At 62.2% G+C, this 14,118-nt stretch carries 14 protein-coding genes and 1 tRNA gene; 2 read left to right on the top strand and 13 right to left on the bottom strand.

What is annotated here, in order from left to right; genetic code table 11:
* Positions 1–39 precede the first annotated feature (39 nt).
* The 5 genes from VDQ28_RS04430 to VDQ28_RS04450 all read right to left on the bottom strand — a co-directional run bounded on the left by VDQ28_RS04430 (position 40) and on the right by VDQ28_RS04450 (position 3,742).
* Positions 40–681 carry a flavin reductase family protein gene (locus VDQ28_RS04430; RefSeq protein ID WP_323034787.1) on the bottom strand — a complete coding sequence of 214 codons (642 nt, stop codon included), beginning with the start codon at positions 679–681 and terminating at the stop codon, positions 40–42.
* Entirely contained in the window at positions 681–1,610 is a 930-nt protein-coding gene (locus VDQ28_RS04435) for a fumarylacetoacetate hydrolase family protein (RefSeq protein ID WP_323034788.1), read from the bottom strand. The genes VDQ28_RS04430 and VDQ28_RS04435 overlap by 1 nt, the downstream gene beginning before the upstream one ends.
* Before the next feature lie 10 nt (positions 1,611–1,620).
* Positions 1,621–2,742, bottom strand: a complete 1,122-nt coding sequence (locus VDQ28_RS04440; protein WP_323034789.1) for a cupin domain-containing protein — start codon at positions 2,740–2,742, stop codon at positions 1,621–1,623.
* A 401-nt stretch (positions 2,743–3,143) separates the two neighbouring features.
* A tRNA-Ala gene (locus tag VDQ28_RS04445) sits at positions 3,144–3,219 on the bottom strand.
* 190 nt (positions 3,220–3,409) lie between these two features.
* Entirely contained in the window at positions 3,410–3,742 is a 333-nt protein-coding gene (locus VDQ28_RS04450) for an FYDLN acid domain-containing protein (protein ID WP_323034790.1), read from the bottom strand.
* A gap of 119 nt (positions 3,743–3,861) precedes the next feature.
* Here VDQ28_RS04450 and VDQ28_RS04455 point away from each other — a divergent pair, with 119 nt between their 5' ends.
* Both VDQ28_RS04455 and VDQ28_RS04460 read left to right on the top strand, forming a co-directional pair.
* Entirely contained in the window at positions 3,862–4,563 is a 702-nt protein-coding gene (locus VDQ28_RS04455) for a SprT family zinc-dependent metalloprotease (protein ID WP_323034791.1), read from the top strand.
* Positions 4,564–4,607: 44 nt separating this feature from the next.
* Positions 4,608–5,267 (top strand): GntR family transcriptional regulator, encoded by a 660-nt coding sequence (locus VDQ28_RS04460; RefSeq protein WP_323034792.1) that lies wholly within the window; start codon positions 4,608–4,610, stop codon positions 5,265–5,267.
* A gap of 5 nt (positions 5,268–5,272) precedes the next feature.
* Here the strand turns inward: VDQ28_RS04460 and mog are convergent, their stop codons facing one another.
* The 8 genes from mog to VDQ28_RS04500 form a co-directional block, all read right to left on the bottom strand.
* Positions 5,273–5,806 carry a molybdopterin adenylyltransferase gene (mog, locus tag VDQ28_RS04465; protein WP_323034793.1) on the bottom strand — a complete coding sequence of 178 codons (534 nt, stop codon included), beginning with the start codon at positions 5,804–5,806 and terminating at the stop codon, positions 5,273–5,275.
* 66 nt (positions 5,807–5,872) lie between these two features.
* Complete coding sequence (ugpC, locus tag VDQ28_RS04470) at positions 5,873–6,919, bottom strand: sn-glycerol-3-phosphate ABC transporter ATP-binding protein UgpC (protein ID WP_323034794.1); 1,047 nt, start codon at positions 6,917–6,919, stop codon at positions 5,873–5,875.
* A 3-nt stretch (positions 6,920–6,922) separates the two neighbouring features.
* Positions 6,923–7,771, bottom strand: coding sequence for a sn-glycerol-3-phosphate ABC transporter permease UgpE (gene ugpE, locus VDQ28_RS04475; protein WP_323034795.1), 849 nt, complete (start codon positions 7,769–7,771; stop codon positions 6,923–6,925).
* A gap of 12 nt (positions 7,772–7,783) precedes the next feature.
* Entirely contained in the window at positions 7,784–8,668 is an 885-nt protein-coding gene (ugpA, locus tag VDQ28_RS04480) for a sn-glycerol-3-phosphate ABC transporter permease UgpA (RefSeq protein WP_323034796.1), read from the bottom strand.
* 60 nt (positions 8,669–8,728) lie between these two features.
* A complete protein-coding gene (gene ugpB, locus VDQ28_RS04485; RefSeq protein WP_323034797.1) occupies positions 8,729–10,051 on the bottom strand; it encodes a sn-glycerol-3-phosphate ABC transporter substrate-binding protein UgpB in 1,323 nt (440 codons plus the stop codon).
* 222 nt (positions 10,052–10,273) lie between these two features.
* A complete protein-coding gene (locus VDQ28_RS04490) occupies positions 10,274–10,969 on the bottom strand; it encodes a polysaccharide deacetylase family protein (RefSeq protein WP_323034798.1) in 696 nt (231 codons plus the stop codon).
* Positions 10,970–11,345: 376 nt separating this feature from the next.
* Complete coding sequence (locus tag VDQ28_RS04495) at positions 11,346–12,647, bottom strand: FAD-binding oxidoreductase (RefSeq protein WP_323034799.1); 1,302 nt, start codon at positions 12,645–12,647, stop codon at positions 11,346–11,348.
* The gene (locus VDQ28_RS04500; protein ID WP_323034800.1) at positions 12,647–14,041 is read right to left on the bottom strand and encodes an aspartate aminotransferase family protein; all 1,395 of its coding nucleotides are present in this window, start codon (positions 14,039–14,041) and stop codon (positions 12,647–12,649) included. Before VDQ28_RS04500 ends, VDQ28_RS04495 begins: the two co-directional genes overlap by 1 nt.
* Positions 14,042–14,118: the final 77 nt, after the last annotated feature.

Below are 14,118 nucleotides of genomic sequence, written 5' to 3' on the forward strand. Positions count from 1 at the left end.
TGCGGGTGCCCGGTGCGGGTAGAAAAGCGGCCCCGCGGGCTATGCCTTGGGCGGGGTCTGATTGTGCCAGCCCGCCCAGGTCGGGCGATCCATCGCGAACCGGTCCCGCGTGCGGATATACTCACTGCCAAACGAGCGCGCGACCAATGCCAGCGCGGTGTTGTCCACATGTCCACGCGCAGCGTCGATCACATAAGCGTCGTCGATGAACATCGACACCACGCGCCCGACTACCAGCGTTTGATGCGGCCCGGTGACGATGCTGGAATGCATGGTACATTCCAGCGCAACGGGGCTGCGGGCGATGCGGGGCGGCGTGACCTTGATCGAGGGCGCTGGTTCCAGCCCTGCGATGTCCAGTTCATTGATCCCCGTCGGGGCGTCAATGGCGGTGATATTCATCGCCTCGGCCAGCGATTCCGGCACCAGGTTCACCACAAACTCGCCCGTCGCCATGATGTTGCGCGCGGTGTCCTTGAAGCCCTTCACCGGATCCCCCTGCAGGCCCAGCACCACCGTTGGCGGAGCCGATCCCACGACGTTGAAAAAGCTGAACGGGGCGGCGTTCACCACCCCCTCAACGCTGCTGGTCGTCACCCAGGCGATGGGCCGGGGCGTGACGGTTGCGGTCAGCAGTTTATAGCCGGTTGCCGTGTCCAGCGCGGCAAAGTCGAACTGCATCAGCGCGCCGCCTTGGGCGTGCTGTTCACAACCGGGTGGCGGAGTGAGCCGATGCCCTCGACGCAAGCCTCGACCACATCGCCGGGCCACATCCACTCCTGCGGATCGCGGCCCGCGCCAACCCCTTCGGGCGTGCCGGTGGCGATGATATCACCCGGCTCCAACGTGATGCCTTTGCTGAGGTCGGCGATCAACTCATCAACCTTGAACAACATCTTTGCGGTGTTCGAGCGTTGCTTTTCCACGCCATTCACCGTCAACCACAGATCCAGCACCTGCGGATCGGGGATATCATCGGCGGTCACGATACAAGGGCCGAAGGGTGCGTAACTGTCCATGCCCTTGGAGAAAATCCACTGCCCCGCGCGGCGATTGTCGCGGGCGGAAACGTCGATCATCACCGAATACCCGAACACATGGCGCAGCGCCTCGGCACGGCTCACACGGGTTGCGCGGGTGCCAATGATCGCAGCCAGCTCCACCTCCCAATCCAGTTGCTGGGTCATGCTGGAATCGTGCAGGATCGGCTGGTCGGGGCCAATCACGGCGGTCGGTGGCTTCGAGAATACCACCGGCTCCTTGGGCAGCGCGTCGTTGGTATCCAGCGACTTGGCGCTTTCCATGACATGCGCGGTATAATTCAGGCCGATGCCAAAGATATTCTTGCGCGGGCGCGGGATCGGGGCCAGCAGGGTGACATTGGCAAACGCGGTTGCAGTGCCAGCGGGCGGCGTCTCGCCCACCTCGGCCAGCATTTCGCGCAAGACCGTCAGGCCCGGGCGACCAAGGTCGATCAAGCCCAACATCGTGCTGGGCAGCATTTCGCCATGCGCTTCGGCCAGATCGGCCACGTCGATGACCAGATCATCCTGCCAGACACCAAGTCGGGCTGCGGCCTCGATGCCGTGACGATAGGTGACAAGTTTCATGCGATTTCCTTCAAATTACCGGCTGCTGGCCGCCGTTTTCGCCAAATTCCTGCTCACGATACAGTCCCATGGCCCGCATCACCGGCAGATCATTCAGGCAGAACAAACACGCATCCTCGGTCATCGAGGCGTTCTGGTGTTCGTGCCAAGCCCATGACGGGACGCAGAAAATGTCATGCTCGGACCATTCGAACCGCTGGCCGTTGATGATCGAAACACCGCTGCCCTTGGCGCAATGATACAGGTAGCTGCCGGTGTGCCGATGGGCCTTGGTCTTTTCGCCCGGGCGCAACAATTGCATCGACGCGCCCAAGGTGCGCATCACCGGCCCGTTCGTCACCGGGTTCACATAGTCCATCAAGATGCCGTCAAAGGGCGAGCCATCGCTGCAAGACGCCAGTTTGTTCAGCGCCTCATAGGTCGGCTCCCATTCGTATTTGAACATCGGGCTATAGCCCTTGGTCCAAGTGCCGCCCCCCGGCGTCAGGCCCGGATTGCCCCAGGTTTTGGTCATGTCATCAACCGGATAGGCGACGGCTTGGCTGAGGTCTGGATGAACCTCATAGAAATTCGCCTCCATCGCATTGACAAAGGGGATATCCAGCCCGTCTTGCCAGATGCAGGGCGTGCCCTCCGCCGCCACGGCATGCTCGTGCCATGTGCCGTTCGGCGTGAGGACGAAATCATTGTGGCCCAGCGTCATTTTATGGCCATCGACCACGGTATAGGCGCCCGTCCCCTCCATGATGAAGCGGATCGCGCTGGCCGAGTGACGGTGCGCGCTGGCTTGCTCACCGGGATGCATGACTTGCAGGCCCGCATAGATCCAACCCACCGCCGCCGACACATCCGTGCGGCCCGGATTGTTCAGATAAATCACCCGCCGCCCGGCTTTTTCCGGCGTTACCAGATCGACGGACCGCAGCACATGCGCGCGCAGGTCGCGAAACCGCCACAACATCGGCGTCGAGGCGCTGGCGGGTTCCCACGGCTCGATCTTGTTGGCAACGGTCCACAGCGCGCCGGTGTCGAGTCTGTCCAGCTCCTTGTAATACGCCAGCAATTCGGGCGTATCCTCGACATTGGCGCGGCCGATCACATCTTCGCGGTGGTTCTGGTGCTGTTTCGCCATGATCCTGCTTTCGGCTTGCGGTGACGAAACCGTAGCAAGCCGAAATGCGGAAAGAAAGCACCCTTTCGAGTGTCGGAATCGGGCACAGCGTCGGCTGATTGACGGCGAACCGCTTATGGAAACGATGTTGGAAAACTATGGGCAGGTATCACCACGCGATCACTCACGGATTCCCGTCAGGCAGATCTGCAGTTCAGATTTGGCTGGGGCTTGCGCGTCGCGCCAGATCAACACGAGAGCTTTGTGCGCTGCGTGAGGGCGATCCAGCCCCGAAATTCGATTTCCCGCGGTTTTCCAACTGGGGACAACTCGGTGGTGATTGATGCCAATGGTGGGACTTTGTCGACCACCTGGCGCGCCGCCAGATTCGCCGTGAAGCCCATGGAAAGGCTAGATATTTTTGGTGGAGCCAATCGGGATCGAACCGACGACCTCTTGAATGCCATTCAAGCGCTCTCCCAACTGAGCTATGGCCCCACCGAGGTGCATCCCCTTCGGGCTGCGCCTGCGGTTTAGGGTTTCGCGCTGGCGAGATCAAGCGAAAACTTTGTCCGTCGGCACTTCTTTGATCAAGTCGAATTTCACCACAAGCCGACCGCGCAAATGCGAAAAGCGGGCACCATTGGCGCCCGCTTTCACAAGGTCTGATCGCAACACAAGCCGCGTATCAGCTATCGTCGTCGTCATCCGCGACATCGCCCAGTTCATCGAGCGAGACGGTGTCATCATCGTCGTCGTCTTCGAGCAGATCGACATCATCATCGACCACGACATCATCGTCATCATCCAACAGGACGTCATCGGCCTCGAGGTCCTTCTTGACCTTCGGCTTGGCTTTGGCCACGGCGCTGGGCGTTGGCGCGCCGCCTTTGCGACCGGGAACGTCGATTGGAACGATGTCGCCGGTATAAGGGCTGATCACCGGAGATTTACCCAGGTCATAGAAACGTTTCCCGGTTGTCGGGCAAATACGTTTCACACCCCATTCTTCCTTGGGCATACAGATCCCTTTCTCATCATTGGATTGCCGCGCGTTGCCATATGTAGAACGGGTTGTCAAAGCCTTTGTCACAGTGTTTGTGTGGCCGGGCGGCCGCCACGCGGTCCGGAGGGACCAAAATGACTGACGAACCAGACGTGATCCATCTGCCCGGAAACCCGCCGCTGGCGGTGCAATGGCGGCGCTCCAGTCGCGCCAAACGTCTGTCGCTGAAAGTGTCGCGGCTCGATGCCACCGTGACGCTGACGCTACCAATGCGGGCAACGCGGCGCAGCGCGATGGCGTTTTTGTCAGACCGCTCCGATTGGCTGCGCGACGCGCTGGCGGGGCTGGAGGGGCCGCTGTCGGTGCAGCCCGGCGCGCTGATCCCGATCGAGGGGCAGATGACCACCCTGACACCCGCCGCCGTCAAGACCGCGCGGCTAGAGGGCACCCGGCTCTTGGCCCCACAGAGCCGCCCGGTGGCCGCGACGCTGGCCTATCTGAAGCTGCGCGCTCGTGACCGGCTGGCCGAGCGCGTTGCCACCCACGCCCGCGCCCTTGGCCGCACGCCCGGCAAGCTGACGCTGCGCGATACGCGCTCGCGCTGGGGGTCGTGTACGCCCTCGGGCGATCTGATGTTCAGCTGGCGGCTGATCATGGCCCCGGCGCATATTCTGGATTATGTTGCCGCGCATGAGGTCGCGCATCTGGTGCAGATGAATCATTCGGCCGCCTTCTGGGCCGAGGTGGCGCGACTCTACCCCACGCACCCTGAAGCGCGGCGCTGGCTCAAGGCGCATGGGGCCAGTCTGCATCGCTATCGGTTCACGGACGAATAAGGGCCAATCTTGACGACTGCCGGGCTCTGTGATCACGCTGGCACATGCATCGACCGCCACGCGCCCTGCCCCTCGACCCCTCGACCCTGTCAGCGCATGACCGGGTGTACCGCACCCTGCGCGCCCGGGTCATGCATGGCGAGATGGCACCGGGTCAGGCCCTGACCCTGCGCGGCATCGGACGGGATTTCGGTGTCAGCATGACGCCGGCGCGAGAAGCCGTGCAGCGTCTGGTGGCCGAGGGGGCGCTGACCATGTCGGCCTCGGGGCGCGTATCGACGCCCGAACTCTCCACCGAACGCATCGAGGAACTGGCCTCGATCCGGGCCCTGCTGGAGCCGGAACTGGCCAGTCGCGCCCTGCCGCGCGCGCATTTGGCGCTGATCGACCGCATGGAGGCAATCAATGCCGCCACCACCGATGCCGTGCTCCGCGCCGATGCCGTCACCTATGTGCGCACCAATCTGGAGTTTCACCGCACGCTCTATCTGCGCGCCCAGTCACCGGCGATGCTGGCGATGGTGGAAACCCTGTGGCTGCAACTGGGGCCGACGATGAGCGCGCTCTATTCCCGCCTGCGCCGCAACACCCCGCCGCCGCATCACCGGTTGATTCTGGCCGCCCTGCACGCGGGCGACGAACCGGGGCTGCGGCTGGCGGTTCGCACCGATGTGACACAGGGCTTGCGGCATTTGACGCAATAGGGCGGTCACTTGGCTTTCGGGCGAAACGCCTTGATCCGTGCCGGGTCGGTTTCAATGCGCGCGGCACCGATCAGATCCAAGGCATAGGGCACCGCCGCAAACACCGCGTTCAGGCAGGTCGCAATGGCCGAGGGTTTGCCCGGCAGCGTGATGATCAGCGCCTTGCCGCGCACGCTGGCCCCCTGGCGCGACAGGATCGCGGTCGGCACTTCGAGCAAGGAGGCGCGGCGCATTTCCTCGCCAAAGCCGGGCATGTCGAAATCCGCGACATCCGCGACGCCCTCGGGGGTTTTATCGCTTGGCGAAGGGCCGGTGCCGCCGGTCACGAGGACCAGATCGGCGCCCCAGTCGTCGATCAACTGCACCAGCGCATCCGCGACATTGTCATGACCATCGGGGATGATTCGGCGCTGCACCTCGATCTCGGAGGTGATCGTGGCGCGCAGCCAATCCTCGGCCCCCGGCCCGCCGGTGTCGGCATAGGTGCCCGCGTGAGCACGGTCGGAAACGGTGAGAATGGCGATACGGGCAGAAGGCATGGCGGGACTCATGTTGTTGACTCGTCGCAGGTTAGCAGCTGGCGCAGGGCGGCGGCTTGATTTACCTCAACCCACGCGCTTGCCACTGGCGCTGTTGAACGGATGCAGGGCCTCCAGCGCCGCATACAGGGTAACCGCCGCCCCTTCGGAGACGTTGGGCAGGCCCGGAACCCGCAGCGTGATCGGCTGTCTGCCGCCGTCCAGCGTGACATAAATGTGGCTTTCGGCGCCGGCGGGTTCCAGCAGGGCCACCGTCCCGTTCAGGCGCAAATGCGGGCCGTCTGGCGCGGTAAGCTGCAAATCATCGGGCCGCACGCCGACAAGGTCAGTGCCGGTCGGCATTTCGCCCGGCATCGCCCCGTGATCACGCAGGGTTGCGGCGGCGATCATATTCATCGCCGGTGAGCCAATGAAGCCAGCGACAAAGACCGTGGCGGGTCTGGCGTAAACCTCCATCGGTGTGCCGATCTGCTCGATCTTGCCACCATTCAACACCACGAGGCGGTCAGCCATCGTCAGCGCCTCTAGCTGGTCGTGGGTCACATAGAGCGAGGTTGTTTTCAGCCGCCGCTGCAACTGGCGGATTTCGACGCGCATCTGCACGCGCAGCTTGGCATCAAGGTTGGATAGCGGCTCATCGAACAGGAACCCGGCGGGTTCGCGCACCAAGGCGCGCCCCATTGCCACGCGCTGACGCTGCCCCCCGGACAAGGCGCGGGGTTTGCGGTCCAGATAGTCGGTGATTTCCAGCATCTCGGCGGCCTGGCGCACCCGGCGGTCGATGTCTGCCTTGCTGACCTTGCGGTTCTTCAGCCCATAGGCGAGGTTTCCGAACACCGTCATATGCGGATAAAGCGCGTAGTTCTGGAACACCATGGCGATGTCACGCTCGGCCGGTTCCAGCCCGTTCACCACCCGGTCGCCAATCGTCAACGTGCCGCTGGTGATGGTTTCCAACCCGGCAACCATACGCAACAACGTGGATTTGCCGCAGCCCGAGGGGCCAACCAGCACGATCATCTCGCCATCGGCAATCTCAAGGCTGACACCCGTCACCGCCTTGACGCCGCCCGGGTAGACCTTGTGCAGGTCGTCGATCACGATGCGGGCCATGGGTTATTTCTCCGTCTCGGTCAGGCCCTTCACAAAGAGCCGTTGCATGAACAGGATCACAAGGATCGGCGGCAGGGCGGCCAGCACCACGGTGGCCATCACCAGATGCCACAGGGGTTCGCTATCGGCCCCCGTGACCATGCGCTGAATACCCATGACGATGGTGTAATAGCTGTCATCGGTGGTGATGAGCAGCGGCCAGAGATACTGGTTCCAGCCATAAATGAACATGATCACGAACATCGCGGCGATGTTGGTGACGCTGAGGGGCAGCAGAATATCCTTGAAGAACTTCATCGGCCCGGCACCATCGACGCGCGCGGCCTCCAACATTTCCTCGGGGATGGTCATGAAGAATTGCCGGAACAGGAAGGTCGCGGTGGCGCTGGCGATCAACGGGATCGACAGGCCCGCGTAGGTGTTCAGCATGCCGAGATTGGCGACCACCTGAAAGGTCGGCACGATGCGCACCTCGACCGGCAGCATCAGCGTGACAAAGATGATCCAGAAAAAGAAGATGCGGAACGGAAAGCGGAAATAGACAATGGCAAAGGCCGACAGCAGCGAAATGGCGATCTTGCCCACGGCAATCATCATGGCCATGACAAAACTGTTCCACAGCATCAAGCCGATCGGCGGCGCACCGGCGTTCGAGCGGCCCTCGAAGATGACAGTGCGGTAATTCTCCCATCCATGCGCGCCGGGCAGCAGCGGCATGACCCCACGCAGAAAGGTGCCCGCTTCATGCGTCGAGGCGATGATCGCCACATAGACCGGGAACACCACAATGGCGACGCCCAGGATCAGGACGATATGGGCAAGGATCGTGCCCCAGCGGTCGTTTTCAACCATGACACGGCCCCATCAGTAATTCACCCGGCGTTCGATCCAGCGAAATTGCACCACGGTCAGCACGATGACAATTGCCATCAGGATCACCGATTGCGCGGCGCTTGAGCCAAGGTTGTTGCCGACAAACCCGTCGCGGAACACCTTGTACACAAGGATATTGGTGGCCTGTGCTGGCCCGCCCTCGGTCGTGGCGTGGATCACGCCGAACGTGTCGAACATGGCGTAGACGATATTGACCACCATCAGGAAAAACGTGGTCGGTGACAGCAGCGGGAACACGATGGTCCAGAAACGTTTGCGGCGGCTGGCACCGTCGATGGCGGCGGCCTCGATCAGGGATTGCGGGATGGATTGCAGGCCCGCAAGGAAAAACAGGAAGTTGTAGCTGATCTGTTTCCAGGCGGCAGCGACGACGACCAAAATCATCGCATCCCCCGATTGCAGCCGGTGGTTCCAGTCATAGCCGAACCCCGACAGGATATAGGGCAGGATGCCGACCGAAGGGTTGAAGATGAACCACCACAGCACACCGGCAATCGCCGGAGCCACGGCATAGGGCCAGACCAGAAAGGTGGTATAGGTATCGCGCGAGCGGATCATGCGGTTGACCATCGTCGCGAACAACAGCGCCAGCGACATCGCCAGAACGGTGGTGCTGACGGAAAAGATCAGCGTGGTTTTCATCGACGCAAGGTAATGCGGATCGTCGAAAAGGCGCGCGAAATTGCGAAACCAGATGAAGGTGGTGCGCATCCCGAACGGGTCTTGGCGCAGCATGGATTGCCACAGCGCCTGACTGGCGGGCCAGACAAAGAAGATCAGCGTGATGATCACTTGCGGCGCAAGCAATGCATAGGGCAGCCAACGGCTGCTGAAGGTCATGCGCTTGGTTTGCATGCGGGGCCTATTTCCGAGAAAGCCCGCCCGGCACAGAACCGGGCGGGAAAGCAAGTCAGATCACTGCATCGCGTCTTCGAAATCGCGCAACAGACGGTTGCCGCGCTCGACAATCGCGTCAGCCGCTTCCTGCGCGGTCTTGTCGCCGATGATCATGCCTTCCATTTCCTCGGAGATGATATCGCGGATCTGCACGAAGTTGCCGAACCGCAGGCCACGGGAATTCTCGGTCGGGGGGTTCAGGTTCATCTGCGTGATCGAGATGTCAGCACCGGGATTGGCCTCGTAATAGCCCTGTTCGCGGGTCAGATCATACGACGCCTGGGTGATCGGCAGATAGCCGGTGTTCTGGTGCCACCAGGCCTGATTTTCGGGCAGCGACAGGAACTCGAAGAAGCGCGCCACGCCTTCGTAGTCACTCTCGTCATGGCCCGACAGCGTCCACAGGGTTGCGCCGCCGATGATCGAGTTTTGCGGCGCGCCGTCCACGTCCTCGTAATAGGGCTGCATGCCGTAGCCGACGCTGAATTCCGCGTTCGACAGAACCCCGGCACGACCGGCCGAGCTTTCCATCATCATCGCGCATTCGCCGCTGTAAAATTTCGGCCCCGCATCCGGGCCAGCGCCACCGCCGGCCCAGCTGAACAGACCCTCATCCTGCCAACGCGCCAGGTTTTCCCAGTGGCGGATCAGCGGCGCGTGCTGGTTCAGGACCAATTCCGCATCAAAGCCGCCAAACCCGTTCTGCTGGGTGCCCAGCGGCAGGTTGTGATAGGCGAGGAAGTTTTCAAGCTGAACCCAGCTTGGCCAGCGGGTGGTAAAGCCGCAGGTCGCCGCGCCCGAGGTGACGATCTGGCGCGACATGGTTTCCATCTCGGCCCAGGTGGTGGGGGCGTGATCGGGGTCAAGCCCGGCGGCCTCGAACACATCGCGGTTGTAATACAGGATCGGCGTCGATGAGTTGAACGGGAAGGACAGCATGTTGCCATCCGGGTCGGTGTAATAGCCGACCACGGCGGGCAGATAGGCAGAGGGATCAAACGGCACATCGTGATCGGCCATCAGTTGATAGATCGGAATGATCGCGCCCTCGGCGGCCATCATCGTACCGGTGCCAACCTCGAACACCTGCACGATATGCGGCTGTTCACCGGCCCGGAACGCGGCAATCGCGCCGGTCATCGTCTCGGTATAGGTACCCCGGAAGCTGGGCCGCACGACATAATCGGACTGGCTGGCATTGAAATTGGTCGCGATTTCTTCGACCAGCTCGCCCAGACGGCCCCCCATGGCGTGCCACCATTGAATTTCCACCTGTGCCTGCGCCGGAATCGCAGCCGTCATCGTCAGAGCCGTTGCGGCAAGTAAGCTTTGCTTGATCATGATTGTCCCCATTGGTTGCGGCTTGCAGGTGCGTTCTGCAAGACGAGCGATCTCGGCTTGTCGTTTCCAAACCCGCCGTGAATACCCGCAGCTTGCTTCGTTAGCTTTCGTTTGTGAAGCTTTAATGTTTGGGATCGGCGTGGTTTCGCGCTCGGCACCCGTCACAACGAAAAAGCGCGACCCTGACAGGATCGCACATTGGTCGTTTGCTGATTGGGTCGTTCAGCCTTGATGGTAGGATGCCGAAGGTGCGCTGACATAGCGCAGGCCACGAGGGCCCCAGCGCCGGAATCCCAACAACTCGGACATGGTCATAAAGCCTAAACCACGCGCGGCGATCCCCTCGATCGCCTGAGGAATCGCGCGAATCGTCGGACCGTGGATGTCATGCGCCAGGATCACAGAGCCTGGCTGCGCGCCACGCACCATCCGATCCGCCACCACCGACGAGCCCGGGCGACGCCAGTCCTCGGGGTCAACCGACCACATGATCGTCGGGATATTGCGTTGATCGTTCAGCATATGGCTTTGCTGGCTGGACATGGCACCATAGGGCGGCCGCATCGTCACCGGCAAGGCGCCAACGGTGCGCCAGACGACCTCCTGCGTGCGATCAATCTCACTCAGCACAGAGCCGTTCCCGAGCCTGCTCAAGGTCGGGTGAGTCCAGGTATGGTTCCCGACCTCGTGCCCCTCGGCCACAATGCGATGCAGAATTTCCGGATAGCGACGCACACTCTGGCCGATCACATAGAACGTCGCCTTGACGTTGTAGCGCGCCAGAATATCCAGCAGCATCGGCGTATGCGTCGGATGCGGGCCGTCGTCAAAGGTCAGCGCAACCGCAGCACGGCTGGTGCGAACCGCGTTCACGGACACGAAATCATGCCGTTCCGTGATCCGCGGGACCGGCGGCATCGGCACCGCAGCCGCAGTTTGAGCATACGCTCCAGATGGTGTGGAAAGGTGCGTTGCGCCCCCCAGGCACAACGCTCCTAGCCCGGACATCACTGTCCGGCGATCAAAATTTGTCACACTCGTCCCCCGACATGTGTGTTGGCAACTGTCACGACTCCTAGGGGTGGAGGACAAAAGGGAAAAGGGGAAACTGGCCGATGGCGCAATGCACTTTGTGGGGTGCGGCCCAGAAACCACAAGGTGTTGTGTTTAGTGGGGCTTTGAGGTCGCGGACTGTTGCTTCGCGGCAACCCTCAACCTTGGGTTGATCTGGCAGTTTTCCGCCGATCCGGGACCTGCGCACTCTCTTTTCGCGCACCGGGCCGAGTCGCGCGAATCACAACCGGTCGCGCAACGAGAACCAAGCCATTGCCAGAGCCATCAACGGCCAACGCAGACTTGCGCCGCCGGGGAAGGCTGGCGAGGGAACTTGCGCCATCAGGTCGAATCGTTCGGCCTGTCCGCAGATCGCCTCGGCCAGCAATTTGCCGCCCAGCGTCGCCATCGCCACCCCATGCCCGGAATAGCCCGAGGCCGACAGCACTGTGCCCGACAGCCGCGCGAAATGTGGCATCCGGTTTAGACTGATCCCCAGCGTGCCCCCCCAGGCGTGGGTGAGTTCAATGTCTTTGAGGTGCGGGAAAATCTGCTCCAGCGGACGGCGCACCTTGCTGGCGATATCCGCCGGAAACCTGTAGCCATAAGATTCCGTACCGCCAAACAGCAGACGATTGTCGTCGGAAAAGCGGAAGTAATTGACCACGAATTTGCTGTCCGCGACGGCGTAATGGCCACGAATGACCGCGGCGCGCTCGGTATCGGTCATTGGGCGGGTCGCGGCGATATAATTGTTGATCGGCATCACCCGCGCCGCCACGGTGGGCTCCAGCCGCCCCAAATAGCCGTTGCAGCCCAGCGCGACAAACTCGGCGGTGATGCGGGCGCTTTCGGTTTCAACGCGGGCGGGTTGCGCGTGGGTCAGGGCGGTGACGCGTGACCCCTCGAAAATCCGCACCCCGGCAGCCTGTGCCGCGCGCGCCAGCCCCAAGGCATAACGCAGCGGGTTCAGATGCCCCGCACCCCGATCCAGATCGCCGCCGTGATAGACGGGCGAGTTGAGGATCTCGCGCAGGGCCTCACGGGTCAGCGGCTGAATTTGATCATACCCATAATCACGCGCCATTTTCTCGGCGTAAATACGCGCGTCGGTAACGTAGCGCGGCTTGTGCGCGGCGTGGATGATGCCGGGGGCATACCCCGCATCGGGCGCGTGTTTCTGCGCCAGATCGCGCGTCAGAGCCACCGACTCCAGCGACAGATCCCACAAGCCGCGCGCAACAGTCTTGCCGACCATGCCCTCCAGCGCGTCCTGATCCAACCGTTGCCCGGTGCCGACCTGCCCACCGTTGCGGCCAGAGGCCCCGAAGCCGACGCGCTGCGCCTCGAGCAGGATCACATCATAGCCGCGTTCCGCCAGATGCAGCGCCGCCGACAGCCCGGTATAGCCGCCGCCAATCACGCAGACATCGCAGCGCAAGTCTCCCTGCGCCTTTGGAAACGGCGACAATTGCGTCGCCGTTTCTGCGTACCACGAGGCCGGATAGACCCCGTCGCGGTCATTGACGGTCAGCAGATCCATCAGGCGGCTTTCATCAGACCTTCGGCCTTGAGCTGCGCGTGCGCCTTGTCCAGCGCCAGTGTCGCGCGGTCCATCATCACGTCAATCTGCTCGGGCGTGATGACCAACGGCGGCGCAATGATCATCCGGTCGCCGACGTGGCGCATGATGACATTGTTGGCGAAACACTGCTCGCGCACGATGTAGCCCGCAGTGCCCTCAGGGGCGGCGAACTCCTTGCTGCCGTTCTTTTCCGGCACCAGCGACAGCGACCCCATCAGCCCGATCAAGCAGGTTTCCCCGACCAGCGGATGATCGGCCAGCGCATGCCAGCGTTTCGCCAGATAGGGGTGAGCCACATCGCGAACATGCTCGATCACCTTTTCCTCGTCCATGATCCGCAGCGTTTCAAGCGCCACCGCTGCCGCCACCGGGTGCCCGGAATAGGTATAGCCGTGGTTGAACTCATCCGCGCCGATGACATTGGCCACCTCATCGCAGACAATCGAGCCGCCGATCGGTGCATAGCCCGAGGACAGGCCCTTGGCGATCGTCATGATATGCGGGCGAATGCCCAGCGTCTGACTGCCGAACCAATTGCCGGTGCGACCAAATCCTGTGATCACCTCATCCGCGATCAACAGGATGCCGTATTCGTCGCAAATGCGCTGGATTTCGGGCCAATAGGTGCTGGGCGGGATGATCACGCCGCCCGCGCCTTGAATCGGCTCGCCGATGAAGGCGGCGACGCGGTCAACGCCCAGCTCAAGAATTTTCTCCTCAAGCTGACGGGCGCGCGCCAGACCGAATTCCTCGGGCGACATGTCGCCGCCTTCCTTGTACCAATAGGGCTGGTCGATATGGGTGATATCCGGGATCGGCAGGCCACCTTGCGCGTGCATCCCCGCCATGCCGCCAAGGCTGCCACTGCCCACCGACGAGCCGTGATAGCCATTCTTGCGGCTGATGATCACCGTTTTGGAGGGCTTGCCCTTGAGCGCCCAGTAATGCCGGACCATGCGGATGTTGGTGTCGTTCGATTCCGACCCGGAACCGGCGAAGAACACATGGTTCAGATCACCCGGCGCCAGTTCAGCGATCCGTGACGCCAAAGCAATGGCCGGCACATGGCTGGTCTGGAAAAACGTGTTGTAGAACGGCAGCTCCATCATCTGACGTGCGGCGACATCGGCCAGTTCCTGACGGCCATAGCCAAGGTTGACGCACCACAGGCCCGCCATGCCATCCAGAATTTCCTGGCCCTCACTGTCGGTCAGGGTCACGCCCTCGGCGCGGGTGATGATCCGCACGCCTTTTTTGGCAAGATCGGCGTTGGTCGTGAACGGGTGCATGTGATGCGCGGCATCGAGCGCTTGCAGTTCGGCGGTGGGCATATGGTTGGTGATCTGGCGCATAGCGAAAAAACTCCGACTGGCCCGGCAATGACCGGGGATTCGGGCCACGATACAACTCGGCGGAAGCTCGGGCAATA

Source organism: Pararhodobacter sp. (genome assembly GCF_034676545.1).
Lineage (GTDB): Bacteria > Pseudomonadota > Alphaproteobacteria > Rhodobacterales > Rhodobacteraceae > Pararhodobacter.